Annotated in this window: 20 protein-coding genes; 5 read left to right on the top strand and 15 right to left on the bottom strand. The window is 59.6% G+C overall.

Going from position 1 to position 24,911, the window contains the following annotated elements:
* The coding region (locus B7G66_RS18430; RefSeq protein ID WP_206778195.1) for a hypothetical protein at nucleotides 1–329 on the top strand (329 nt) is incomplete at its 5' end.
* On the opposite strand, the gene B7G66_RS11725 is transcribed toward B7G66_RS18430, so the two are convergent.
* The 5 genes from B7G66_RS11725 to glpD form a co-directional block, all read right to left on the bottom strand.
* Nucleotides 315–1,106, bottom strand: a complete 792-nt coding sequence (locus B7G66_RS11725; RefSeq protein WP_003619455.1) for a DeoR/GlpR family DNA-binding transcription regulator — start codon at nucleotides 1,104–1,106, stop codon at nucleotides 315–317. The genes B7G66_RS18430 and B7G66_RS11725 overlap by 15 nt on opposite strands.
* A gap of 165 nt (nucleotides 1,107–1,271) precedes the next feature.
* On the bottom strand, nucleotides 1,272–2,360 hold the full coding sequence (gene fbaA / locus B7G66_RS11720) for a class II fructose-bisphosphate aldolase (protein WP_003619454.1): 1,089 nt from the start codon (nucleotides 2,358–2,360) through the stop codon (nucleotides 1,272–1,274).
* A 32-nt stretch (nucleotides 2,361–2,392) separates the two neighbouring features.
* Complete coding sequence (glpX, locus tag B7G66_RS11715) at nucleotides 2,393–3,379, bottom strand: class II fructose-bisphosphatase (protein ID WP_003619452.1); 987 nt, start codon at nucleotides 3,377–3,379, stop codon at nucleotides 2,393–2,395.
* A 37-nt stretch (nucleotides 3,380–3,416) separates the two neighbouring features.
* The gene (gene glpK / locus B7G66_RS11710) at nucleotides 3,417–4,916 is read right to left on the bottom strand and encodes a glycerol kinase GlpK (RefSeq protein WP_003619450.1); all 1,500 of its coding nucleotides are present in this window, start codon (nucleotides 4,914–4,916) and stop codon (nucleotides 3,417–3,419) included.
* Between the two features lie 69 nt (nucleotides 4,917–4,985).
* Nucleotides 4,986–6,548: a glycerol-3-phosphate dehydrogenase gene (glpD, locus tag B7G66_RS11705; RefSeq protein ID WP_003619448.1), complete on the bottom strand. Its 1,563-nt coding sequence runs from the start codon at nucleotides 6,546–6,548 to the stop codon at nucleotides 4,986–4,988.
* A gap of 438 nt (nucleotides 6,549–6,986) precedes the next feature.
* On the opposite strand from glpD, the gene B7G66_RS11700 reads away from it, so the two are divergent.
* Complete coding sequence (locus tag B7G66_RS11700) at nucleotides 6,987–7,844, top strand: MIP/aquaporin family protein (RefSeq protein WP_003619446.1); 858 nt, start codon at nucleotides 6,987–6,989, stop codon at nucleotides 7,842–7,844.
* 64 nt (nucleotides 7,845–7,908) lie between these two features.
* Here the strand turns inward: B7G66_RS11700 and B7G66_RS11695 are convergent, their stop codons facing one another.
* A complete protein-coding gene (locus B7G66_RS11695) occupies nucleotides 7,909–8,358 on the bottom strand; it encodes an Lrp/AsnC family transcriptional regulator (protein WP_040511870.1) in 450 nt (149 codons plus the stop codon).
* 111 nt (nucleotides 8,359–8,469) lie between these two features.
* Here B7G66_RS11695 and alr point away from each other — a divergent pair, with 111 nt between their 5' ends.
* The gene (gene alr, locus B7G66_RS11690; RefSeq protein WP_003619443.1) at nucleotides 8,470–9,642 is read left to right on the top strand and encodes an alanine racemase; all 1,173 of its coding nucleotides are present in this window, start codon (nucleotides 8,470–8,472) and stop codon (nucleotides 9,640–9,642) included.
* A gap of 42 nt (nucleotides 9,643–9,684) precedes the next feature.
* Nucleotides 9,685–10,941 carry a D-amino acid dehydrogenase gene (locus B7G66_RS11685; protein WP_003619441.1) on the top strand — a complete coding sequence of 419 codons (1,257 nt, stop codon included), beginning with the start codon at nucleotides 9,685–9,687 and terminating at the stop codon, nucleotides 10,939–10,941.
* 140 nt (nucleotides 10,942–11,081) lie between these two features.
* On the opposite strand, the gene B7G66_RS11680 is transcribed toward B7G66_RS11685, so the two are convergent.
* The 6 genes from B7G66_RS11680 to B7G66_RS11655 all read right to left on the bottom strand — a co-directional run bounded on the left by B7G66_RS11680 (nucleotide 11,082) and on the right by B7G66_RS11655 (nucleotide 19,603).
* Nucleotides 11,082–12,422, bottom strand: coding sequence for a GntT/GntP/DsdX family permease (locus B7G66_RS11680; RefSeq protein ID WP_003619439.1), 1,341 nt, complete (start codon nucleotides 12,420–12,422; stop codon nucleotides 11,082–11,084).
* A 30-nt stretch (nucleotides 12,423–12,452) separates the two neighbouring features.
* Nucleotides 12,453–13,931 (bottom strand): TolC family protein, encoded by a 1,479-nt coding sequence (locus B7G66_RS11675; RefSeq protein WP_003619437.1) that lies wholly within the window; start codon nucleotides 13,929–13,931, stop codon nucleotides 12,453–12,455.
* Complete coding sequence (locus B7G66_RS11670) at nucleotides 13,931–15,058, bottom strand: ABC transporter permease (RefSeq protein ID WP_003619435.1); 1,128 nt, start codon at nucleotides 15,056–15,058, stop codon at nucleotides 13,931–13,933. The genes B7G66_RS11675 and B7G66_RS11670 overlap by 1 nt, the downstream gene beginning before the upstream one ends.
* A gap of 6 nt (nucleotides 15,059–15,064) precedes the next feature.
* Nucleotides 15,065–17,803, bottom strand: coding sequence for a ribosome-associated ATPase/putative transporter RbbA (gene rbbA / locus B7G66_RS11665; protein ID WP_003619433.1), 2,739 nt, complete (start codon nucleotides 17,801–17,803; stop codon nucleotides 15,065–15,067).
* Nucleotides 17,804–17,805: 2 nt separating this feature from the next.
* Complete coding sequence (locus tag B7G66_RS11660) at nucleotides 17,806–18,789, bottom strand: HlyD family secretion protein (protein WP_141312746.1); 984 nt, start codon at nucleotides 18,787–18,789, stop codon at nucleotides 17,806–17,808.
* 277 nt (nucleotides 18,790–19,066) lie between these two features.
* Entirely contained in the window at nucleotides 19,067–19,603 is a 537-nt protein-coding gene (locus B7G66_RS11655) for a MarR family winged helix-turn-helix transcriptional regulator (RefSeq protein ID WP_048859213.1), read from the bottom strand.
* A gap of 170 nt (nucleotides 19,604–19,773) precedes the next feature.
* Between B7G66_RS11655 and B7G66_RS11650 the strand changes: the two genes are divergently transcribed.
* Complete coding sequence (locus B7G66_RS11650) at nucleotides 19,774–22,011, top strand: FUSC family protein (protein WP_003619427.1); 2,238 nt, start codon at nucleotides 19,774–19,776, stop codon at nucleotides 22,009–22,011.
* Here the strand turns inward: B7G66_RS11650 and B7G66_RS11645 are convergent.
* From B7G66_RS11645 to B7G66_RS11635, 3 genes are all read right to left on the bottom strand, one after another.
* The gene (locus B7G66_RS11645) at nucleotides 21,951–22,562 is read right to left on the bottom strand and encodes a DNA-3-methyladenine glycosylase I (protein ID WP_003619425.1); all 612 of its coding nucleotides are present in this window, start codon (nucleotides 22,560–22,562) and stop codon (nucleotides 21,951–21,953) included. The genes B7G66_RS11650 and B7G66_RS11645 overlap by 61 nt on opposite strands.
* Nucleotides 22,559–23,815 carry a DUF763 domain-containing protein gene (locus B7G66_RS11640; RefSeq protein ID WP_003619423.1) on the bottom strand — a complete coding sequence of 419 codons (1,257 nt, stop codon included), beginning with the start codon at nucleotides 23,813–23,815 and terminating at the stop codon, nucleotides 22,559–22,561. Before B7G66_RS11640 ends, B7G66_RS11645 begins: the two co-directional genes overlap by 4 nt.
* A 459-nt stretch (nucleotides 23,816–24,274) precedes the next feature.
* A complete protein-coding gene (locus B7G66_RS11635) occupies nucleotides 24,275–24,760 on the bottom strand; it encodes an RrF2 family transcriptional regulator (RefSeq protein ID WP_040510694.1) in 486 nt (161 codons plus the stop codon).
* Between the last annotated feature and the right edge of the window lie 151 nt (nucleotides 24,761–24,911).

Here is a 24,911-nt window from a genome sequence, read left to right as displayed (position 1 = left end):
CTTCAGAAGACGCCGCCTTTTTGGAAAAAGGCGGCACCCAAAAATTTTTCTTGTTTTTTATCAACGAGTTGCTTTCAAACAGTCTCTTAGGAAGGCTTTTCAAAATGTTGCCATTTTGGAAATGGCACCTCCAGACTCTTTACTGCAAACCCGTTCAATACGCTCCCATTCCATACGGGCTATCATCAGATATCCATAAAACTATCATAATAATGTGCGATAATATTTACATTCTAGCACATAAAAACGCCTGCCTTTACGGCCGGACGCACCGGAAAAATCTCCTCCTGCAAGCAGTAACACCCCTTATGGCATCAATCCGGTTTTGATCCAGCCTCCTGCGCGACATGCAATTGTACCTTATTGTCCTGCAGAACCTGCCGGATACGTGCCGATGGGGGACGATCTGTAAAAAATCCATGGATGTTCGACAGGTGCCCCAACCGCCCCATCGGGCGACGCCCGAACTTGCCTTGATCGGCCAGCAGAAACACCTTGCGCGCGTTACGCATCATCGCCTGCGCGATATTGATCTCATCCGCATCGAAATCCAGCAGCGTACCGTCTTCCTCAATCCCGCTGATGCCGATCACCGCGAAATCGGTCCGATACTGGTCAATGGAGGAACTGGCCGTTGAGCCCGTAATGCCCCCATCGGAAAACCGTACCTGCCCACCGGTGACAATCACCTGAAAATCAGTGCGTGAAGACAGGGTGGAGGCGACATGCAGGTTATTGGTAATAACCCGCAGTGACCTGTGCTGGCGCAATGCCCGTGCGAATGCCTCGGTCGTGGTGCCGATACTGATGAACAGGGAGGAATTGTCGGGAATGGCGCGTGCCGCGATCTGTCCTATCGCTTCCTTGGCGTTGCGATTCAGGACCTGCCGTTCGGCATAGGCAATATTTTCAACCGAGGACGCAAGCCCCGCCCCACCATGGTGACGGGCCACCAATCCCTGCCGCGCCAGGGCATTGACATCACGACGGATGGTCTGGACCGCCACATTCAGACGTTGGGCAAGGTCTTCGTTGGAGACATACCCCTGAAGGCGCACGAGCTCCATGATCTCGCGATGCCGTTCTTCCGCCGATACGCTGGCCATACGTCGTCGATCCCGCTCTTGCCATTCTTTACCGATCCCAAAGCACAGGAGCGGTGTCATCATAATCTATAGCAATTCAGGAACATGCAAAACAGCGGGCCGGATCATCGGAACATATCTCCCGCGCCCCGGCCCCTGAAATCACACTGAAATCACACCATCAGATCAGGAAGATGCAACCGTCCGGCCTGTCGCCCCAAGATCTGCGAATGTCTGATCAAGGCGGGAGACGATGCTGTTTTCACCAACACGCAGCCACTTACGCGGGTCATAGACCTTTTTCAGTGGCTTGCCGGTGGAAGGCGATATCTGGTGACGGAATGCCTCAGGGTTTTCCAGCACATATCCCCCGACACCTTCGGCAAAGGCAAACTGGATGTCCGTGTCGATGTTCATCTTGAACACGCCATAGGACACCGCCTCGGCAATCTGGCGCTGTTCGGAGCCGGAACCACCATGGAAGACAAGTGCGAGCGGACGTTCCCCCTGCCCCGTCGCCTCTGACACGGCCTGTTGTGAATGCAGCAGGATTTCAGGACGCAGTTTCACATTGCCCGGCGCATACACGCCATGCACATTGCCAAAGGACGCGGCGATCGTGACAAACCCAAGCGGCGAAAGCTCGTTATACGCACGCAGCACATCGGCCGGTTGGGTATAAAGATGGGCATTGTCCGCACCGTCATCAAGGTCATGCCCGATACCATCTTCCTCGCCCCCGGTAACGCCAAGTTCGATTTCAAGGCCGATCCCAAGCGGGGCCATGCGGCGCAGGAATCTAGCGCATTCAGCGATATTATCGTCCAATGGCTCGGCCGAAAGATCGATCATGTGCGACGAAAACAGCGGCTGCCCGGTTGCATGGACGGCGGCCTCACTCTCGTCGATCAGGTCTGACACCCACGGCAGAAGCTTGCGATCGGCATGATCGGTATGCAGGATCACGCACACCCCATATGCCGCCGCAAGTGTATGCACATGCCGCGCCGCAGCCACCGCGCCCAGAACACGGGCGCGATGCTGGTCCTTCATCCCCTCGCCCGCATAAAAACGCGCGCCACCGTTCGACATCTGGATAATGACGTCGGAACGGTTGCGGGCGGCGGCCTCCAGCACGGCATTGATGCTGTCGGTGCCCACGACATTGACCGCAGGCAGGGCATATCCCTCGCTACAGCATGTCGCGACCAGCTTGCGATAGTTTTCACCCGTAACCACCCCAGGAGGCAGGGAAGGACGTGCGGAATGTGCCATGATCGAACCAGCCTTTCTTTGTTCTTGTTTTTTTATCGCCAGGTTTTCGTGGAAAAATCGTGATGCCCCTCGACAAAGCGAAGAGTTCCCGATTTTGAACGCATGACCAGCGAATGGGTAATGGTCCATCCGTTGTTCTGCGAAATCCCGCGCAGCAACGTGCCGCCCGTAACACCGGTTGCCGAAAACAGCACATCGCCACTGGCAATGTCCGTCAGGTCGAGCTTGCGCGACGGGTCCGCACCGGGATTCATCTTCTTTGCACGTTCAAGCTGGGTGTCATCCTCAAACAGAAGACGCCCCTGCATCTGCCCATGCACACACCGCACGGCAGCAGCGGCCAGCACACCTTCGGGCGCCCCGCCGGAGCCGAGATAGATATCGACCTCGTTATTCTCAAGACATGCGGCAATGGCGGCTGCCACGTCACCATCGCTGAGCAGCGTCACGCGTGCGCCCATCGAACGTGCCCGCCCGATAATGTCCTCATGCCGGGGACGATCCAGCGTACACAGCATCAGTTCACGGATATCCTTGCCTTTGGCTGCGGCAAGGGCCTTGAGGTTGGCTTCGACACTTGCATCAAGGTCAACGACATTTTCCGGCAGGTTCGGCCCCACCACAATCTTGTCCATATAGATGTCTGGCGCGTGAAGGAAATGCCCCTCTTCCGCCAGCGCCACCACCGTCAGTGCGTTGGGCAGGTTCTTGGCGCAAAGGTTGGTCCCCTCCAGCGGGTCCACGGCGATGTCCATCGCGGGACCACCTGCGCCTACACGCTCGCCGATGAACAGCATCGGGGCCTCGTCCATTTCGCCCTCGCCAATGACGACGGTCCCGTTGATGGCGACTGTGTCAAAGGCGCGTCGCATCGCCTCCACCGCCGCGCCATCGGCCTCGTTCTTCTTTCCGCGCCCGGTCCACGCAGAGGCCGCGACAGCCGCCGCCTCCGTCACGCGCACCAGTTCAAGGGCAAGATTTCGGTCGGTGACCTGATAGTGGGTTGGCGTGACGGTCATTAAAACAGTCCTTCCTGTATGATTTTCTTATGATCGCTCAAGCGGCGACCGTGCTGGTCAAGGTGCGTTTCACAGCCTGATGCCACCCCTGGACCAGTACATCGCGCTGATCGGCGGGCATCCCCGGTTCAAACAGGCGGCCCTGTGTCCAGGTTCCGGCCAATTCAGGAATACTATCCCACACCCCAACGGCAAGTCCCGCAAGGAATGCCGCACCCAATGCGGTGGTTTCCACCTGCCGGGGACGCTCCACCGGGGTCTGGAGCATATCGGCAAGGAACTGACAGAACCAGTCATTGACGGACATCCCGCCATCAACACGCAGCGCGCTCAGTTTCCCGCCACCATCCTCGAACATGGCCCCGACCAGATCGAGCGTCTGGTACGCCACCGATTCCAGCGCCGCGCGCGCAATATGCGCCGCCGTGGCATCCAGCGTCAGCCCGCAGATCAGGCCGCGCGCATCCGGGTCCCAGTGCGGCGCGCCCAGACCCACGAACCCCGGCACCATATAAACACCATGGCTGTGTGGAACGCGGGTCGCCATGTCATCCGTCTGTGACGCATGGGTGATGAGGTTCAGCCCGTCACGCAGCCAGCGGATCGCGGCACCTGCAACAAAAATTGACCCTTCGAGGGCATAGGTGGTGGTCTCACCGATGCGATAGCCGATGGTCGTCAGCATGCGGTTGTGCGACATGACCGGACGCTCACCAGTATTAAGCAGCGCAAAGCAGCCCGTGCCATATGTGGCCTTGACCATACCCGGTTCAAAACATGCCTGCCCCACCAGCGCCGCGTTCTGGTCCCCCGCCATCCCCGCCACCATGATCGGGTGGCCAAACAGGGCGGGATCGGTTTCGCCGAATGGTTCGCTGTTACCCTGGATACGCGGCAGGATCGCACGCGGGATATGGAACAGGTTCAGCAGGTCATCATCCCACGCACCGGTATGGATATTGCACAGCAATGTCCGCGAGGCGTTGGTGATGTCGGTTGCGTGTACCTTCCCCCCCGTCAGCCGCCACAGAAGGAAGCTGTCGATGGTACCACACGCAAGCTCTCCGGCCTCTGCACGGCGGCGGGCGTCAGGGACGTTATCAAGAATCCAGGCAAGCTTGGTCGCCGAAAAATAGGGATCAAGCAGCAGGCCCGTCCGTTCACGCACCAATGCCTCATGACCCTCCTGGCGCATGCGCGCGCACTGGGCCGTCGTCCGGCGGTCCTGCCACACGATTGCACGGTGGACCGGCTCGCCCGTCTTGCGGTCCCATACGACAATGGTCTCGCGCTGGTTCGTGATCCCGATGGCCGCGATCTGTTCCGCGCCGCCAACCTGTTCCATCGCCTCACGCGCGGTGGATACGACGTTGCTCCAGATCTCGATGGGATCATGTTCTACCCAGCCATGGTCCGGGTAATGCTGCTGAAATTCCACCCGCGCCGTGGCAAGTGCCGCAATTTCACGATTGAACACGATGCTGCGTGTCGATGTCGTGCCCTGGTCAATGGCGAGAATCTTGTTCTTCTTGTTCATTGTCGTCTCCTGTCCCATCGGGATGCAGATATCGCAAAGTGCGGCAACGTCAGGCCGCAATGAAGGATGTCAACGCGCCAGAAGCTTTTTCTGCACATAGGCATCAAGGCGGGCAGCGTCCTCATCCGTGACATGCAGACCCATGCGCGAACGGCGCCACAGGATATCGTGCGCAGTTTCGGCGCGCTCGTGCGTCATGAGGTAATCAATTTCACGCGCAGTCAGGCCCCCGCCGAAGCTTTCGCCCATATCCGCCGCCGATTTCGCATCGCCCACGATGTCCGTCGCCCGCGATCCATAGTTGCGCACAAGGCGCCAGTGCTGGTTGGCATCCAGGAACGGGGCCGCCCGTGCAAAGCGCGCCAGCGCCCCTTCGAACCCGCCTTCGCCAAGATCCCCGCCCGGCAGGACCCGGTCCGCCGTCCACCCGGACGCCGAAAGGACAGGCAGGAAAGGACGCAGCTTTTCGATCGCATGTTCGGCAAGGCGGCGATAGGTCGTGATCTTGCCCCCAAAGATCGACAGCAACGGGGCCTGCCCATTGGCGGCGTCGATATCAAGTACATAATCACGTGTCACAGCCGACGCATTTTTTGAAGCATCGTCATAAAGCGGCCGCACACCGGCATAGCTCCAGACCACGTCGGCGGGTGTCACAGGCGTCTTGAAATAGCGGCTGACGCTTTCGCACAGATAGCTGATTTCCTCGCCCGAGATCTCGACCTTGCCCGGTGCCTGTGTCCATGGGACATCAGTGGTGCCGATCAGGGTAAATTTCTGCTCATACGGGATGGCGAATACGATGCGCTTGTCCGGGTTCTGCAGGATATAGGCCTGGTCACCCTCAAATATGCGCGGCACGACGATGTGACTGCCCTTGACAAGACGTACCTGCTTATCGGTCTGGATGCAGGCGCGCTCGCGCAGGATCTCGCTCACCCATGGGCCACCGGCATTGACCAGAATGCGCGCACGCACGATTTCGCGCGTGCCGTCACGGGTGTTCTCTATCTCCACTTCCCACACGCCATCGACGCGACGCGCGCCAAGCATGCGGGTACGTGTGCGTATGTCGGCCCCACGCGCCGCGGCATCCATGGCATTGAGCACCACAAGGCGACTGTCCTGCACCCAGCCATCGGAATAGGAAAACCCTTTGACACATGTGCCATTCAACGGCGCGCCGACCGGGTTGGTGGTGAAGTCGATAGATTTCGACTTCGGCAGGGTCATCTGCTTCCCCGCAAGATGGTCGTACAGGAACAGCCCGACCCGCAGCATCCATGCCGGTCGCGCCTGTGGCGTATGGGGCAGGATGAAACGCATCGGCCAGATAATATGCGGCGCAATGCGCAGCAACCGCTCACGTTCGATCAGGGCCTCGCGCACCAGACGGAATTCATAATATTCCAGATAGCGCAGGCCGCCGTGAATCAGCTTTGTGCTGGCGGACGAGGTATGACTTGCAAAGTCATCCTGCTCCACCAGCAGGACGGAGGCACCACGGCCGACGGCATCGCGCGCGATGCCTGCACCGTTGATCCCTCCCCCCACGATCAGCATATCAACAGTCGTGCCGTTATCGCGCGGCATCCCGGACGATGCCTGGGACGTTTCATCCATGGACAGCATGTGCGTAATTCCTCCTGCCATGTTCGTAAACGAACATTTAGGGGTTATCAACATCAGTCCCGCACTTAATTTCATTGATCTACATCAAGTGAAGGATTCCATAAAAACCATTCTATATAAACCTTATTCTGGCAGAAATCAGGCAGATAGACATTTTTCATCGGGCATGAATGCGCGATTCCGCGCATTCGCCCGTATGTCACAATATAATGCTGCAATGCACAAAATACTTTATAAGAACATGTTAAGGGCATGTATTCAGCGTTTCATAAAAAATTATATAATATTTTTTCATCACATTTCCTTATGAACCAAAAATAATCATTTTTAAGGTTCATATGTTCGTTTAAGAACATGATAGATCACAAAGATCGCGTGACAGCGGTCCATGCCGACCGTTTCCCATTGACCGAATAATAAAAGAACAAAGTAGGTCCGATGTTCACAAACCGACAATTCTTCGGGGAACTGATCTCCGAATGTCTCGCCGTCATGATTATCGTCCTGATCGGCGATTCCGTTGCCGCCATGTACACGTTATATGACCCCAGCCCCTATAAACTGTCATATTGGGGGGTCTGTATCGTCTGGGGGCTTGGCGTTACCATTGCCATCTATATCACCGGCAGCGTATCGGGCACCCACGCCAATCCGGCGGTTTCCATCTCTCTTGCGCTGTATCGCGGCTTTCCATGGAAAAAAGTGCTTCCCTACTGCATGGCGCAGGTCATGGGGGGCCTGATCGGGGCGATTCTTGTCTATACGCTGTATCAACCGGTCATCGACCATTACAATCTGGCACATCACCTTGATCGTGCGATTGATGGCGGGGCGGCAGGTGTATTCTTTACCCATCCGGGGGAATTCGTAACCCCCATGCACGCGTTCGCGGATGAAGTCATCCTGACGGCACTGCTGCTGTTCGGCATCTTTGCCGTGACGTGCGAATATAACACGCAGGCCCCGCAAGCAAACTCCAGCGCGCTGATCATCGGATTGCTTGTCGCATCCATCGGCGCCTGCGCGGGCTATCTGGAGGGATGGGCCATCAACCCCGCCCGTGATTTCGGGCCGCGCCTGTTCTGTTTCCTCAGCGGGTGGAAATATTCCGCCCTGCCGGGACCAGACAATTTCTGGTGGGTCCCGATCGTCGGCCCCCTGTGTGGCGGGGTGATCGGGGCTGGTGCCTATCAGTTCCTGGTGCGTCCGTTCATTCCCCGTTACGCTGCCACCACGGCACAACAGGCAACAGCGGGACAGGTCACCGACCACGAAGACATCCTGCATATCCCCTGATACCCTGACATATCAGGAACATATCGGGCCGGGTGACATTCCTGTCATCCGGCCCGACGTTTTTTCATGATGGTTTGCGAATGACAGTGCGAATGGCGAAATTGCTCTGGATACGGGCAACGCCGGGCATGCGTGACAGCTCCTCTTTATGGATACGTTCATAATCGGCGGTGTCACGCACCTCCACCCGCAGGAGATAGTCCGCATCCCCGGTCATCAGGTAGCATTCGCGCACATCAGGACAATCGCGCACCCTTGCCTCGAACCGGCGCTGACATTCATCGGTCTGGCGTTCCAGTGTGATATGCACGATCACGGTGGTCATGCCATGGACCGAACGTTCGTCGATCATGGCACGATAACCGCAGATGATGCCCTGCTTTTCCAATAATTTGACCCGTCGCAGGCATGCCGAGGGCGACAGCCCGACCTTCTGCGCAAGGTCCGCGTTCGTCATCCGTCCATCATGGGAGAGATGACGCAGGATGGAATCATTCACCCGGTCCACGATCATGATACAATATTCCGCCATTCTTCGCATTTATGTGCGTAACATGACGATATCTTGGCATATTCTGCCATTGAATGGCAGGACATTTCGTTTTGATCCGGCATAGGATTTTTCATGCCTTCCACTGTGCCGGAATCCGTGCCCGTGTCGCCTTCCCCTTCCACCACAGCTTCCTCGCACTGGCCACGTCATCGTGCTGGCGCGACCCTGCGGATCGACCTCGATGCGATTGCAGCCAATTACCGCCTTGTGCGCGACAGGGTCAGCCCCACCACGATCTGCGCCGCCGTGGTCAAGGCCGATGCCTACGGGCTGGGCCTGACGCAGGTGGCCCCGGCATTGCAGCGCGCGGGCGCGGATCATTTCTATGTCGCGCACCTTGAAGAAGGGATCGCCCTGCGTCGTCATGTCACCCCCGCGACGCGGATTTTCGTCCTGCATGGCCCCCTGCCGGATACGGAAGAGGAATTCACCGCACACGACCTGACGCCTGTCCTCAACTCCGCCGGGCAGGTCGCGGGCTGGCGTGCGCTGGCGCGGCGTCTGGACAGGGTGCTGCCTGCCGTCATACAGCTTGATACAGGCATGTCGCGTTTTGGCCTGTCGATGGCGGATGTACGCGCCATCGCTGATGATGCCGGCCTGCTGGCGGGGATCCGGCCGGATCTGGTCATCAGCCACCTTGCCTGTGCGGATACACCGCAAAATCCGGCCAACGCGCAACAACGCGCGCGCCTGTTGGAAATGGCGGCCATGCTGCCTGCCGCCCCGCTGGCGCTTTCGGCGTCCTCAGGCATTTTCCTTGGTCCAGACTATCATTTCGACATGGTCCGTCCCGGTGCGGCACTGTATGGTATCGCCCCGAACGAGGCCACCGCCAATCCCCTGCGCCCGGTCGTCCGGCTTAGCGCACGTATCCTGCAGGTCCGTGACATCGTGGCCGGTGACGGTGTGGGATATGGCCTGACCTATCGTGCATCCGGCCCGCGCCGGATCGCAACAATCGGGGCGGGCTATGCCGATGGCTGCCTGCGGCAGGGCGCACACCATGGCGCCGCATGGTTCGGGGCGACGCGCCTGCCGATCCTGGGCCGTATTTCCATGGATTCGATCACCATCGACATCACCGACGTCCCGGTGGGGCAACTGGGTCCGGACATGGCAGTGGACCTGCTTGGGCCGCATTATGATGTCGATGCGGCAGCACGTGCCGCAGGCACGATCGGTTATGAGATCCTGACATCGCTCGGCCATCGCTATCACCGGGCCTATGTGGCCGGGGGCTGATATTTTTCCTTAATCCTACCTTTGCACGAAAGCACAAGCGCAATGAAAATCATCGTTCTGGGCAGCGGTGTCGTCGGCGTTACATCGGCGTGGTATCTGGCGCAGGCGGGGCATGAGGTGACGGTCGTGGACCGTCAGCCCGCCGCCGGTCTGGAAACCAGTTTCGCCAATGCGGGACAGGTCTCCCCCGGTTATTCCGCCCCATGGGCCGGGCCGGGCGTGCCGCTGAAATCCGTCAAGTGGCTGCTGATGAAATATCGCCCGTTCGTGTTCTGGCCAATGCCGGACCCGCACCTGTGGTCGTGGATGGTGCAGATGCTCGAAAACTGCACGACCGCCGCCTATGACCGTAACAAGGGGCGGATGGTGCGCCTTGCGGAATATAGCCGCGATGTCATGCGCGACCTGCGTTCAAGCACCGGCATCACCTATGACGATCGCCAGCAGGGTACGTTGCAGGTTTTCCGCACGCAAAAACAGGTGGATGCCGCCGCAGGCGATATCCGTGTGCTGGAACAGTATAACGTAGGGTATGAAGTGCTTGACGCCGCCGGATGTATCGCGGCGGAACCTGGACTGGTCAGCGCACGTGACAAGATCGTCGGGGGCTTGCGCCTGCCGGGGGATGAAACGGGAGACGCGTTCAAATTCACCCAGAACCTTGCCGCCATGGCGCAAAAGGCCGGGGTGACGTTCCTGTATGATACGAAAATCCGTGCCCTGCATAACGAGGGCGGGAAAATCACCGGTGTACAGACCAGCCGCGGCCTGCTGAGCGCGGATTCCTATGTCCTGTCACTGGGCAGTTATTCGCCCGCGATGGTGCGCGCGCTGGGACTGGACCTGCCGATCTATCCCGTCAAGGGCTATTCCATCACCACCCCGATCATTAACGAGGCGCGCGCGCCGGTTTCCACGGTGATGGATGAAACGTTCAAGATCGGGATCACCCGCCTTGGCAACCGGACCCGTGTGGGCGGGACTGCCGAACTGGCCGGGTTCAGCACACGCCTGCGCAAACCCCGGCGCGAAACGCTGGAACATTCCCTGACGGACCTGTTCCCCGGTGGCAACAACCTGTCGGATGCCACATTCTGGACGGGCCTGCGCCCCATGACGCCCGATGGCACGCCCATCATCGGTCGCACGCGTTATGATAACCTGTTCCTCAATACCGGCCATGGGACGCTGGGCTGGACCATGGCCTGCGGGTCGGGCCGTGTGCTGGCGGATATCATGTCCGGGCGCATGCCGGAAATCCCGTTCGAGGATCTGGGCCTCGTACGGTACGGACGCTGAAACCTTCGGGAACCGGCAGGCCAGGTCCGGCCACCGGTTCCCGGAACCAGCAATCGCGGCAATAGCACAGGCATTCGGGTAAATTTGTATCCAAGGGCGTCCAGAGGCCAGGAACACCACCTGTTTCAAAAAAAGCCCCCCTATCCCAGCCCGACCCACGACAGTACGCCACACAGGACCAGCCCGCTCACCCCGATCAGCGTTTCAATCACCGACCACGTGGCAATTGTTTGCGGCACGCTCAGGCCCAGTGCCTCCTTGACCTGCCAGAAGCCCGAATCATTCAATGGTCCGAACATCACCGCCCCCGCGCCGGTGACGATGACCATCAGTTCTGGCGACACGCCCTGCCCATGCAACAGCATCGGCCCGACGACACCTGCGGTGGTCCCCATTGCAACCGTAGCCGACCCCACCGCAAGGCGCAGAGCCGCCGCCATCAGCCACGCCAGCAGCAGGACGGGAATATGCATCCCGATCGCAGCCGTCGTGATGGTGGTGGACAGGCTGCTATCCATCAGTTCCTGACCGAACCCGCCGCCTGCACCAATCATCAGAAACAATGACGCCAGTGGCCCAAGGCTGTCATTACTCAGCCGCAGTATCTCCTGCCGTGACATCCCCTGCCGCAGGCCAAGGGTATAGAAAGACAGGATAACCGAAAGCACCAACCCCACATTGGCATCTCCGGCGAAACGCAGGATCGTGCCCGATATACTGCCCGGTGCGCAGGCCAATCGCGCGACGGATCCCCCCATCATCAGCGCGACAGGCGCCACCATCGTCAGCAGCGTGACAGCAAACGATGGCATGGACCGCCGGGCCGGCGATGGTGCGACCACAACCGCATCATGTGGGTTGGCCGCCAGACGTGGAACGATGAATGCTGCATAAAGCGGGCCGGATATGATCGCGATGGGAATACTTAGTGCAATACCCAGCATGATCAGATGACCGATATCCGCATGATAGGCCGCAAGCGCGAACATTGCCCCGGGATGCGGCGGGACCAGCCCCTGCACCACCGACAGGGCCGCCGTCATCGGCAGCGCCACGCGCAGCATCGGCAACCCGGTCCGCCGCGCAACCGACATCGCCAGGGGGACAAGAACGACAAAACCGACCGTAAAGAAGACAGAAATCCCGACCAGCAGCCCGATCACCATCATGGCCCATGCCATGTGCCGCCGCCCCGACAGACGCACGACCGTCAGTGCAATCTGGTCCGCCCCACCTGAAACCTCCAGCATCTTTCCCAACATCGCACCAAGCGCGATGACCGACGCGACCTGCCCCAAAACCTGCCCCGCCCCATTTTCAAAGGCAGCGATCACATGCGTGGGCGACATGCCGGCGCACAGGCCAAGGAACAGCGACGTCACGAACAGGGCGATGAACGGATGCAGCCTGCATCGCTGGATCAGGACCACCGCCATGGCGATGGAGGCCCCGACGGTCAGGAAGGCCAGTGAAACCGGCATCCGCCAGCATCCTCCCCTGACTGGCGCGCGTTACCCATGTGATCGGGCATGCCCTTGCGACGATAAAGGCGCGGCGTCGCCGACATCGTGTGCCCAGCCCCCACCCAGCGCCCGCGCCAGATGGATGCTCGCCAATGTCTGCATCTCCTCATTACGCAGAACCTGTTCACGCGCATCAAGTTCATCAAGGCGGGCACGCAGGATGTCCTGCATCATGCGCTGCCCCCCTTCATACAGGCCTGTCACATCGCGCACGTTACTTCCCGCCTGTGACACGGCAATGGCAAGGTCATGGCCACGGGCATCTGCACTGGTGCGGGCCTCATACGCATCTTCGACTTCTGCCAGAGCATTGAGGACGGTGCGGTCATACCCGGCCACGGCGGCATCCAGGCGGGCATGGGCGGCATGGATGCGTGCATGCACCCGCCCGGCAGTAAAGATCGGCAGGTAAGTCGTCAGCGCGATCAGGCCACCGGTACCCGAAAGCCCGGGAATACCGTCAAAGCGCAATCGCCCGTCCCCCCCGAAAAATTCCAGCCCGAAACGGGGCAACAGGTCTGTCTTGGCGCTTTTGAGCCGTTGCAGCGCCGCGTCCACCTCGTCACGTCGTGCCAGCACATCGGGACGTCGGGCCAGCACGCTGTCGGGCATCTCCCCCACGGGGGCGGCTGGCACAAAGAACGCGCCTGGTGACGGCAGTGAGGGCGCACTTTCAGGCGCCTGGCCTGACAGGATCGCAAGCCTGCGCCGATGCAGGTCATATTCCGCCACCAACAACGGACGTTGCGCCTGCTGAAGCGACAGTTTTTCATCCACGGCGCGCATGTCGGCCGAAACCGCCTGCCCCGCCGCAAAACGCGCCTGGGTATAGGTGCGCAGGCGTTGCAATATACCAAGACTGCGATCAAGCAGGTCGATCTGACGCTGTATCCCCTGCGCCCGGAGATAGTTTTCCGCCACATCCGCCGCAACCAGCATCTGCATGCCATGATATGCAGCCTGCTGTCCCAACATCAACGCACGCGCGGCCCGGCTGTCGGCATGGCGACCACCGAACAGGTCCGGTTCCCACGATGCCCCGATCCCTGCCAGATGGCCATCATTGGCCGGGTCGCCGTCGGACATCTGTGACAGGGCGGCAGGATTGCGCCAGCTCATCCCGCCACCGCCAATGTTCCCTGTCGCCCCGACCGTGGGATACAGCGCCGAACGCGCGATCACATGCGCCGCACGCGCCTGCAGTACATTGTCACGGGCAATACGGATGTCTGGATTTGCGGCAAGTGCCGCCTCCACCATCCGGGTCAGGGCCGGGTCATTCCATGATCGCCACCATGTCGTAAGGTCCGTCGCCGGGTCGGTTCCGGCCGGGGCCTGCACGAAATGCGACGGGGGTGTCACACGCGATAAGGGCACGGCGGTATGGAACGGCGAACATCCACCGGCCATCGCCGTAACCACAAGCCCGGCCACAAGGCTGATGTTACGCGAAAGTCTCTTTTTCATTATCCCTGCCTTGCCAGCATGGAGCGGAAGCGCATGAGCGCACAGAACAGGAAGACCACCCCCGTCACCACGATCGTCAGCAATGGGACAGCAATCGTCCCCAGCCCCGCGCCGCGATAAAGAATGGCCTGCGACAGGTTCACGAACTGTGTCGTGGGCAGGAACCGCACGATCATGCGGATCACGGTGGGCATGTTTTCCACCGGCGTCGCCGCCCCCGACAAAAGATAGGCCACGGCATAGACCGGCACCGCCAGCAGCCCGAACTGCGGCATCGTCGGCGCCACTGTCGCCAACATGATCCCAAGCGACGTCACCGAGAACAGATAGATCAGCGCGCATCCTGCAAACAGCGGAACCGATCCCGCCAGCGGCACGCCAAGCCACACATGCACCACCAGCCATAATGACAGCATGGTGGCGACAAAGATCACGAACCCGTTGGTCGCGATCTTGGAAATCGCAATCTCGCTGGCGGAAACAGGCATGACCAGAAGATGTTCGATCGTGCCATGCTCACGCTCACGGATGACCGCCGCCCCCACCAGAATGATCGACAGGATGGTAATGTTCGTCACAATCTGCATCACGGATGTGAACCACTGCGATTCCCCGTTGGGGTTAAAGCGGATGCGGCTTTCAGCCCGAAACGGGATGACATCGGACAGATAGGCCGAATGCAGGACGGATTCGACCTCTCCCATGAAAATTCCGTCAAGATACGTCGTGCCAAGCCCCGCCTGCGTCATCGCCGTGGCGTCCACCAGAATCTGCACCGCAGGCGCGCGGCCCGCCAGCACATCAGCCTCGAACCGGGGGGGGATATCGACGACGAAGATATAATCGCCCCGGTCCATCAGACGCGACGCATCCTCCCGCGCGATCAGGGCTGGTGGCTTGAAATAAGGTGGCAGCACCGCATCATGCAGACGACGCGACAGGGCGGAATGGTCCTCATCCACAAAGGCAATGGTGGCGTTGGAGACATCCGTACGCACCCCGTTCGCCACCAGCAGCACCCCGGCCGTAAAGGCAAAGACAATCAACCCGAGCAGGATGACATCATTGAACAGGCTGCGGAACTCCTTGCCGCACAGCAGGCCGACATTGATGATCCAGCGTCCCATCGGGGGCTATGCTTCCTGCTTCTTCAGCAGCAGGCGCGCACCAAGCATGTAGAACGCGGCAAATCCCGCCAGCGCCGCATACATCCGCATAAAGGCAAAAACGCCCATGCCCTTGGTAAAGCTGCCAAGGCTGATTAACTGAAACCATGCGGCCGGAAACCCGAACCCGACAAGGCGGCTCAGCCCCATCAGGGTGGAGGATGGATATAACATGCCAGAGAAATTCACCGCCGGGATCAGGCAGATGATGGCCGTGCCAAAAATGGCCGCAACCTGCGAATTGACAAAGGTGGAGATCAGCATCCCCAGTCCCGTGGCGCCAAGTATGAACAAAAGTGCCCCGATACTAAGTGCGATGAACGATCCCTTAAGCGGGACACCCAGCACAAGAACCGACAGCACCACCAGCACGACATAACTGCATGTCGCCAGCGCAACATACGGGGCCTGCTTGCCCACCAGATACTGCCCCACTGTGGCGGGCGAGGCATAGAGATTGACGATGGAGCCGATTTCCTTTTCCCGCACGACCCCAAGTGCGGTCAGCATCGTGGGAATAAGGATCAGCGCCAGCATGACCATCCCCGGTGTCATGGCATAGATACTGCGGAATTCCTGATTATAGATAAAGCGTGGTTCCAGCACGACGGGCACGCGCACCGCCTGCGGCAGTTCACGCCCCAGCGTCGTCGCGTACTGCGCCAGCACCCCTTCGACATAGGCCCGCACATCAGCCGCAAGGAACGGCACCGCACCGTCGATGACCACACCAATGGCAGGACGGCGCCCCGCCTCCATATCCCGTGCAAAGCCGGGCGGGATATCCAGCCCCAGCTGTGCACGCCCGTCATGCAGGGCACGGTCCATCCGTGCCGGATCTTCGGATGGTGCGGCTTCGACGAAATAAGGCGACCCACGGAAACTGTCGATCAGGTCATGGCTGATGCTGGTACGGTCATGATCGCACACGGTAAAGGATACGCCATTAACGTCGAAGGAAATGCTCGACGCGGCAATCAGCAGCAGCACGACCGGACCGATGATGGCAAAGGTCAGGCGCATACGGTCCCGCAGCAGTTCCACCGCCTCGCGCCGGGCAAAGGCCCATGCACGTGGCAGCCACGTCCCGCCACGCCATCCCCGCCATTTCCACGCATGCCCGTGATGCGACGGCGCGACGGCCGCAGGTGTCCCGGCAGGTTCGGCCTCCGCTTCCTTGAGGTAGGCAATGAACGCCGCCTCCAGGTCCGTTGCCCCGCGTCTGTGGACCAGTTCCGCAGGGGTGCCCACCGCCAGCACACGGCCACGATGCATCAGCGAAATCCGGTCGCAGCGTGCAGCCTCGTTCATGAAGTGTGTGGAAACGAAGATCGTGACATGATCCTGCCGTGACAGTTTGATCAGATGCCGCCAGAACATGTCACGCGCCCCCGGGTCCACGCCGGAGGTCGGTTCGTCAAGGATCAGGATTTCAGGATTATTGATACACGCCGCCGCAAGCTGAAGGCGCTGGCGAATACCCAACGGCAGGGCGGATGGACGGACATCGGCCACGCCATCAAGTTCGAAATCCGACAATGCCTGCGTCACACGCCGCGTCGCATCGCGCGCAGGGATCCGATAAAGCCGCGCCTGAAGCCGCAGGTTCTGCCGGACGCTCAGTTCCTCATACAGCGAAAATGACTGCGACATGTAACCAATGCGCATGCGCGTGGACATATCGCCAGGTGTGATGGCACGACCGAACAGTTCCGCCGTCCCGCTACTGGCGTCAAGCAGGCCGGTCAGCATCTTCATGGTCGTGGACTTGCCACAGCCATTGGAGCCGAGGAAGCCGAATATCTCCCCCCGCCCGATGCGGAAGCTGACATTATCCACTGCGACAAAATCACCGAACCGCTTGGTCAGGTTCTGCGCCATGATGGCGGGGGCCGTGCCGGGATCATGATAGGGCGGGATGGAAAAACCGGTGGCATTGGCGCGTTTTTCCGCAGGCAGGAGGGAAATATACGCCGCCTCCAGCGATGTGGTGTGCGTTCGCGCCAGCACGTTGGCCGTCTGGTCCGCAATCAGCACATGCCCCGCATCCATCGCGACGAGATAGGCGAAATGCTCCGCCTCCTCCATATATGCGGTGGAGACCAGGACCGTCATGGTGGGACGTTCGCCACGCAACTGGTTCACCAGCGTCCAGAACTGCTGGCGCGACAGCGGGTCCACACCGGTCGTGGGCTCGTCCAGGATCAGCAGGTCCGGGTCATGCACCAGCGCACAGCACAGGCTGACCTTCTGCTTCATGCCCCCCGACAGATGACCTGCCGGACGGTCGGGAAACGGGGCAAGACCCGTCGCCTCCAGCAGGCGGGTGATGCGCTCCTCGCGCTCCTGCGCTGCAAGGCCGAACAGACGGGCAAAGAAATCAACATTTTCCCATACCGACAGGGTCGGGTACAGGTTGCGGCCCAACCCTTGCGGCATGAATGCGACACGCGGCAAAAAGGCTTCGCGCTGCGCACGCCCGGCCATGTCGGTACCCAGCACCTCGATCCGCCCCGCCTGCATGCGGCGCACCCCCGCGATCAGGCCCAGCAAGGTGGATTTGCCCACCCCATCTGGCCCCACAAGGCCAATGGTCGTGCCCGTCGGAAGGGAGAGCGAGATGTCATCGAGCGCCTTTACCGCGCCATAGCGATGCGACAGCCCCCTGATGACAATTCCCGTGTCATGTTGCGTGCCCGCGCCCATGGTCACTTCGCATTGGCAAGAAACAGGCTGTCGGGCCACCGGATGGTGGGATCGGCACGGACATAGCCATCACCCGTCATACCGGATTTCAGCATCGTCCCATATTGCCGTGCCGTTTCCGGCGCGACCTGAAGTTTCACGCGATAGACCAGCTTTTCACGTTCAGTCGTCGTTTCGACATATTTCGGTGTAAACTGCGCTTCGGGTGCAACAAAGGAAACCCTGGCGGGGATGACCTGCCGGTGCAGCGCATCAAGCACGATGCGCGCCTGGTCGCCCACATGCAGCCCCCCTGCGACCCCTGCCGGGTAAAAGACCGTAAGATACATGTCGGATGGGTCCAGCATGGCGCCAATACGCCCCCCACCGGGCACCACGGCCCCTTTTTCGACGATGCGATATTCAATGCGCCCGGATACCGGGGCATGCAGGACCATGTCACCAACAACCGTCCCGGCGCGATCGGCCTGTGCCTGCGCGGCCTGCATGGCCGCGTCTGCTGCCGCCACTGCATGGCCTGCCGCCTGTAACGCCGCATCATGGGCGTCGTAATCCGCCTGCCGCTGCTGCACCTCCATATCAGAAACAAGGTGCTGGCGCGCCATTACATGCACATGGTCAAGTTCAAGCTGTGCCAGATGGGTTGCTGCCTGCTGCGCGATGCGTTCGGCCTGCGCGCGCTGCATCATCTCATGCGCCTGGAGTACCTGCGCGTTTGCCGCAGCAAGCTGCGCCCGGGCCTCTGCATCGTCCTCACGCGCGAGGACCTGCCCCGCGGTGACATCATCTCCTTCGGAAAACGCAAGTTCGGTGACACGACCGGGATATTTTGCCGCGATGTCGATACGGGCAAGTTCCAGCCGTCCGTTCGCCCGCGCAATGCCCATCGGGAGTACATCGCGATGCGCGATATAGAACCACGCCGCCCCGCCACCAGCAATCATGATGGCAAGCCCGGCACCAATCAGCAGGTCACGGGTATTCACGCGCACACACCGGTGCATACGCGCGGATTCTTCGTGCAAAGACGCGACAAATATCCTGCTCCCATCAATCTTTTACGCGCGACCTGCCCTGACACCACCAGTACGGGCAACAACGTTATAACGGCCATTACAGTGTATAACAGGGATCGGGCAACAGCCGATTACATATTCAAATCGATTAATGCCCACAGGCGATCCCACAACCGGGCCATTAACGTGTTCCGCGATGGTCCATGGGGAAATCACATCATCCCTGCCGCAGATGACAACACGGGCATCAGCCCCCCCTTTCCGATGGCTTACCCCGCGGCAGACTGGTGCAGGATGTGGGCTCGTTCTCCTCCTGCGACAGCATTTCCGCGTAACGCAAGATCCGCGAAAGCGCGTGCACCGTCTGCCCCATCATGTCGGTGGGAATGTCACACAGCAGGCGCCCCTCCAATTCGGCACAGATTTCATGCAGGCGCGCGCATCTGTGCTTGCCACCAGGGGTCAGGAACAGGCTCTTGACGCGCCGGTCCACCGGATCGGGACGGCGTTCGACCAGTCCTTCCTTCTCCAGCAGGTCAAGCACGCGCACCAGCGCGGAACTGTCGGTATTCATCGCCTGCGCCAGGTCACGCTGCGATACACCATCGGGCATCATCATCAGATAGGCCAGTGGACGCATCATCGCCATGCTCATCCCCTCGGGGCGGATGGCACGATCAAGCACAAGGCGCCACGTATTGGACAGGCGCATCATCAGGAACGTTATGCGCATGTCCTGAAAACCGCTTCCTTCGAGATCGGGCATGGGGGAACGTACTGACATGATGCTCCAACGTATCTGTCGTGGTGGGCCTTCGATATCATGAAGGAAGGTGGCCGGGGTGCCGGAATTCTGCACGGCATCCCCGCACGCCCGGCGCAGGCATTTCCAATGCACACATAACATTGACATGGCAATCATTGTTATGAAACTAATGTGGCTCTTCCCAGCGGATGACTGTCCATGTCCCCTTCCTTTATGTCCCGGTCCATCGCGCCCCCCCTATTTCCCGGTCGCCCTTGCCGCATCCGGCATGGGGGCGCGCGTTGGTAAAATACCTGTCACGCCTGTACGACATCTTTCGCAACGATGGGCAATGGCGATCCTTCATGGCCACGGCGGCATTCAGCGCACGCGTACTGGTGTCCATGAGCATCGCACTGTTTCTGGCCTTCAGTTTCCAGTTGCAGTCCCCGATGAGTTCCGTCACCACCGTCATGATTGTCGCCAACCCGACGGTTGGCGCGCTGGTATCCAAAAGCATCTGGCGCATGATCGGGACGGTCCTGGGCGCGATCATCAGCGTCGCGCTGATGGCAACCTTTGTACAGTCGCCCATCCTTTACATCATGGGATTGTCAGTCACGGTGGGGCTGGCATGCATGGCGGCCACTTTCCTGCGGCTTTTCCGCGCCTATGCCGCCGTGTTGACGGGATATACCATCGTCATCATCGCGGCCCCCGCCTTTGGCGATCCCGATGGCATCTTCCTCAGCGCGCTTTCACGCCTGTCCGCCGTGGTGGTTGGCATCGTGACGACGGCGGCGGTCTTTCTGGTCACGTCCCCCCGTCGTTCCGACCCGCTGCTGGAACAGATCCGCACCGTGTTCTGCGATACCATCCGCTATGTCCTGTCACGCCATGACGGGGGGGCGAGCACCACGACGGATGGCGCATTCCATGCACAGCGCGCAGGCATGCTCGCGCGGATCGCCAGCCTGTCCGATGCGGTGGAATATGCCGCAACGGACAATTACGACATCAGCGTCCGTCACCGCGAAATCCGCGCAGGACTTGCACGCCTGTCGGGCATTGTTGCGTCCTATCATCCCCATGCCGTCATTGCCTTGGGGGCCGTTCCCGTATCGGCGTCACAGGACGCCCCCCCGGCCGACGGGCGGATCGCGGAACTGATGCGCACGTTGCTTCAGACGATGGAGAATGTGCCCCTGTCCGAAGGGTGCCCGCCTGCCTGCCGGCATATCGCCAACACGCGCGAAGCCCTGCTGGAACAGGCGGAACACAGCCCGTCCCCCCGGCAACTGCTTTTCCTTGATGATGCGCGTGATCTTCTGTCGCGACTGGAACATGCGCTGTGCGACCTTGCCCATCGCGGGGGCAATGACCGCAGCCTGCGCCTGCGACCTTATATGGAGTGGCCAACGGCCCTGCGCAATGGCGCACGAGGCGCACTGACAACCCTGCTGGCTGGCCTTGCATGGTATGTCCTGCACTGGACGGGGGGGCCGATGATGATGCTGTATGTCGTCGCAGCCTCCAGCCTGCTGTCCACCGCACCATCCGCATCACGGGCATCAGGGCTTCTGGCCAGTGGGACCGCACTTGGCGTGCCGGCAGGGCTGCTGTGCCACCTGTTCATACTGCCCCGGATTGATGGCTATCCCCTGTTATGCCTCAGCCTTGGCCTGTTCCTGCTGCCGGGCATATGGTTGCAGTTCAACCCCCGTCTGGGGATTGCCGCATTCGGGTATTCCGTGTTTTCCACAATCATGCTGCAGGTCAATAACCCGATCCATTACAATGACATCCCACTCATGAACGAATGGGTGGCGATCCTGATGGGGTGCTGTATGCTGGTCCTGTCGTTCCGCGTCATCCTCCCGCCGAACCATCGGCTGGACGGGGCGCGGCTGGTGGCGTCACTTTCCCGCAGTGTCCGCAGCCTCGCACTTGCACGGGCTTCCTTTCAGGGGCAGTGGATCGTCTGGGAACACCTGCAACTGCAAAAAGTCGCACGCCTTGCCATGCGGCTGTCATTCTGCGCCCCTGCGGAGGTAACGAACCTTTACGTCGATGCGGCACTTGCGGCAATTTCACTGGGACGACTGGTGGAACGCCTGCATCGGCTGGCGGATCGTGCCGATATATCGCTGCCTGAACGTCAGCAATTACTTGCGGCATTGGGCGCTTTCGAAACATTGACGCGCGATCCATTGGCAACCGCACGCACCTTGCACAATATCTGCACCAGGTCTGGCGCGGGGGAAGCCCTGACCACCCTGTCGCCACGACGGATGGAGGCCCTTGCCTGCATGGAGCAAGCCGAGCAGATCATCGTGGATATCCCCGCTTTCCTTGACCGCAATGGCCCGATCCAGTGGTCCGATGACTATCCCCGGGCGCGCGAATTCCTTCGGGCCGCGTATTCGGGCGGCGCCATGTCTGGATAATGGATGCATCCGGGGTCATGATCCACGATCATCCCCATCGCCTGCATCCAGGCATAGACGATGACCGGTCCGACAAAACGGAACCCGCGCGCGCGCAGGGCTGCCGACATCGCCTGGGACAGGGGGGATTGCGCCTGTACCTGGCCTGTACGGTTATGAACAGGGCCGTCGGGTGTCATGCTCCATGCGAATGTCGCAAAATCCTCGCCCTGTTCGTGCATGCGCAACAGGGCACGGGCATTGCCAATCGTGGCCTCGATCTTGCGCCGTGCGCGAATGATGCCCGGATCAGCCATCAGGCGGGCGATGTCGCCTTCATCGAACGCCGCGACACATACGGGATCAAAACCGGCAAAGGCACGGCGGAAACCCTCACGCCGTTTCAGGACCGTGACCCACGACAGGCCCGCCTGGAATCCCTCCAGCATCAGCCCCTCCCACAGGGCGCGTCCATCATGTACGGGCTGTCCCCATTCCTCGTCATGATAGGTGGCCAGCAACGCATTGTTGCCCACCCATGCGCACCGACGTGCGGTGACAGGGGCGTTCATCCTCCGCACTCCATCCCCAATGTCGGTGGGGGCTCATGGCCGAAAACGGAACGCCCGCCATATGCGTGGGAGCGATGGCGTTCACCCGCGATGAATTGCGGCAGCGACGGGCCGGTAACGTGACGTTCAAGGCGCCGGGCCTGCCGGTCAAGGCGGCGGATGGCGTCAAGACGCTCTTCATTCCCCAGCTTTGCCGCAGCGACCGCCGCTTTCATGACCGAAATCGTGCGGTCATAAACTGCAACCGGCACAGGATAGGGTTCGCGATCCTTCCCCCCATGGGCAAGGGAAAAGCGTGCCGGGTCCGAAAAACGGCAGGGCGCGCCATGCACAACCTCTGCCACCTGCGCCAGTGACAGCACGGTGCGTGCGCCGACACCGGGCACCAACAGCAGTTCGGCAAAATCCTGTGGTCCGCATTGTGCCGCCGCCGCCAGCGCGCCATGCAGGCGACGCAGGACAACATCGGCCGGTCGCACGTCATGATGAGCGGGCATCAGCAGATGAGGCAGAAATGGCATATCCATGCTGCCTGGCGTTGCCGTCCCACGCAGACGCGCGACTTCGTCCACAATGCGATCCGGCCCCAGATTGCCAAGCAGTTCGAGTTGCCCCAAACGCGAAGACGCGGCGCGATGATCCGTCAGATTGACGATCTGTCCCTGCCGCCGTCCTTCTATGGCAGCATGCGGCGCCTCCACGAAACTGCGTAATCCTTCTGACAGCCAGTGATAACGCCGTGCAAGGCGGTGCGTGCCGTTCATACCCTGCTGCACGACGGTCCAGTTTCCATCATCCGTAACGATAAAGCCATGCAGATACAGGTCAAACCCATCCTGCACAGCCGCGCTGTCCACCTTTGCAGCCAGCCGGCTGGCCCGTACCCACGCAGCGGCATCCCCGCCGGTCCGTTCCCCCACCAGCAACAGTTCATCGGGCGTACGGCGCGAATGCCGCCCCCTGCCGCCACAGACATGCAGCCCAAGTTCATGCGATACTGGAGCCAGCCCCCGCTTGAGCGCACCAATCACACTTGTCGTAATGCCAGAGGAATGCCAGTCCATGCCGATGACCGCGCCAAAGGACTGAAACCAGAAGGGATGGGCAAGGCGCCGAAGGAATTCATCACGTCCGTAATGATGGATGATGGCCTGCGCGATAATACCGCCAAGACGGGCCATACGCTGTCCCAGCCATTGGGGCACCCGTCCCCCATGCAGCGGCATATCCGCGCTGCCTGCCCGTTGCGCCATGTTCCGCCCCCCAGAACATTAAGGAAACACGACCGATAACACAAAGCCTGCCCATGGGCTATTATGCAAATCGCAAGAACATGGCCGCCGTGGGTATGACGTTAGAAAAAATCACCTGAAATCACGTTGAATTTAAGAAATGATCTGAAATCAACCCATCGACAGGTGATGGTTTTTTATTATTTACCATTATTTTTAATAAGTAAAGTATTTCCAAATATATTTGAAAAATACTCTCAAGAAATTTTTATGGTCCTAGTAGGTGAATAACAAAAAATTCTCTAATGTAATTTATTATACATTGATGTGACTTCTGTAAATTTCCAAACGACCTCTGATAGTTATTGATATCAAAATTTAAAAAAACACATTCATATATTTTATTTATAAAATATGTTCTGAAATTTTCATATTTATGATTTTTTATATTATCATTAATAAAATACATGCCATAAAATACTATTGCGCCATATGATCAGGTTTTTCTGCATCCACAACCTGTGTAATGGCGAAAATCTGCCGCAGAACGACGCAGTCCTCATCGGTCAGCAAACTGCCCAGCGTGGCCCCGTCCAGCACCATCATGAACGCGTCGATTGCCTGACCCAGTAATCCACGCAGACGGCAATGTCGCGCCAGAACGCAGGAACGGCCATCAACAGTCGTGGGTTCACACGCGACAAGGTTCATATCTTCTTCGGTATAGCGAACAACATCACCAATTCGGATTTCATCCGCCGCACGTGCCAGTGTTAATCCGCCGCCGCGTCCACGCATCGTCTGAATGAAGCCACCACGCCCAAGTTTATGTATGACCTTGACGAGGTGATTTTCAGAAATGCCGTATGCATTCGCGACTTCGCGTATCGAGACCCTGCGGTCTGTATGCAGTCCCACATAAAATAATGTCCGCAAGGCGTAATCAGTATGTAAAGTCATCCGCATATGGACGTCATAACATCCGTCCCAAGCGTGCGAAAGAGAAAAAAAAGATACTAGTTTTATCTATGTTTCAGTAAATAACTTCAAATTCTTCATTTACGCCCGTAACCCGCGCCACCCGTGATCGCAGGGAGGATGCCCTTCTTATCATCAC

The sequence above is a fragment of the Novacetimonas hansenii JCM 7643 genome, from assembly GCF_000964405.1.
Classification (GTDB): Bacteria; Pseudomonadota; Alphaproteobacteria; order Acetobacterales; family Acetobacteraceae; genus Novacetimonas; species Novacetimonas hansenii.
This window is presented reverse-complemented; position numbering and strand designations above follow the sequence as displayed.

Excerpts from the sequence above, each read along its gene's own strand:
- B7G66_RS11725 (WP_003619455.1), bottom strand. The coding sequence starts at position 1,106 with ATGGCCAGCGTATCGGCGGAAGAACGGCATCGCGAGATCATGGAGCTC.
- fbaA (WP_003619454.1), bottom strand. The coding sequence starts at position 2,360 with ATGGCACATTCCGCACGTCCTTCCCTGCCTCCTGGGGTGGTTACGGGT.
- glpX (WP_003619452.1), bottom strand. The coding sequence starts at position 3,379 with ATGACCGTCACGCCAACCCACTATCAGGTCACCGACCGAAATCTTGCC.
- glpK (WP_003619450.1), bottom strand. The coding sequence starts at position 4,916 with ATGAACAAGAAGAACAAGATTCTCGCCATTGACCAGGGCACGACATCG.
- glpD (WP_003619448.1), bottom strand. The coding sequence starts at position 6,548 with ATGCTGTCCATGGATGAAACGTCCCAGGCATCGTCCGGGATGCCGCGC.
- B7G66_RS11700 (WP_003619446.1), top strand. The coding sequence starts at position 6,987 with ATGTTCACAAACCGACAATTCTTCGGGGAACTGATCTCCGAATGTCTC.
- B7G66_RS11695 (WP_040511870.1), bottom strand. The coding sequence starts at position 8,358 with ATGATCGTGGACCGGGTGAATGATTCCATCCTGCGTCATCTCTCCCAT.
- alr (WP_003619443.1), top strand. The coding sequence starts at position 8,470 with ATGCCTTCCACTGTGCCGGAATCCGTGCCCGTGTCGCCTTCCCCTTCC.
- B7G66_RS11685 (WP_003619441.1), top strand. The coding sequence starts at position 9,685 with ATGAAAATCATCGTTCTGGGCAGCGGTGTCGTCGGCGTTACATCGGCG.
- B7G66_RS11680 (WP_003619439.1), bottom strand. The coding sequence starts at position 12,422 with ATGCCGGTTTCACTGGCCTTCCTGACCGTCGGGGCCTCCATCGCCATG.
- B7G66_RS11675 (WP_003619437.1), bottom strand. The coding sequence starts at position 13,931 with ATGAAAAAGAGACTTTCGCGTAACATCAGCCTTGTGGCCGGGCTTGTG.
- B7G66_RS11670 (WP_003619435.1), bottom strand. The coding sequence starts at position 15,058 with ATGGGACGCTGGATCATCAATGTCGGCCTGCTGTGCGGCAAGGAGTTC.
- rbbA (WP_003619433.1), bottom strand. The coding sequence starts at position 17,803 with ATGGGCGCGGGCACGCAACATGACACGGGAATTGTCATCAGGGGGCTG.
- B7G66_RS11655 (WP_048859213.1), bottom strand. The coding sequence starts at position 19,603 with ATGTCAGTACGTTCCCCCATGCCCGATCTCGAAGGAAGCGGTTTTCAG.
- B7G66_RS11650 (WP_003619427.1), top strand. The coding sequence starts at position 19,774 with ATGACTGTCCATGTCCCCTTCCTTTATGTCCCGGTCCATCGCGCCCCC.
- B7G66_RS11645 (WP_003619425.1), bottom strand. The coding sequence starts at position 22,562 with ATGAACGCCCCTGTCACCGCACGTCGGTGCGCATGGGTGGGCAACAAT.
- B7G66_RS11640 (WP_003619423.1), bottom strand. The coding sequence starts at position 23,815 with ATGGCGCAACGGGCAGGCAGCGCGGATATGCCGCTGCATGGGGGACGG.
- B7G66_RS11635 (WP_040510694.1), bottom strand. The coding sequence starts at position 24,760 with ATGCGGATGACTTTACATACTGATTACGCCTTGCGGACATTATTTTAT.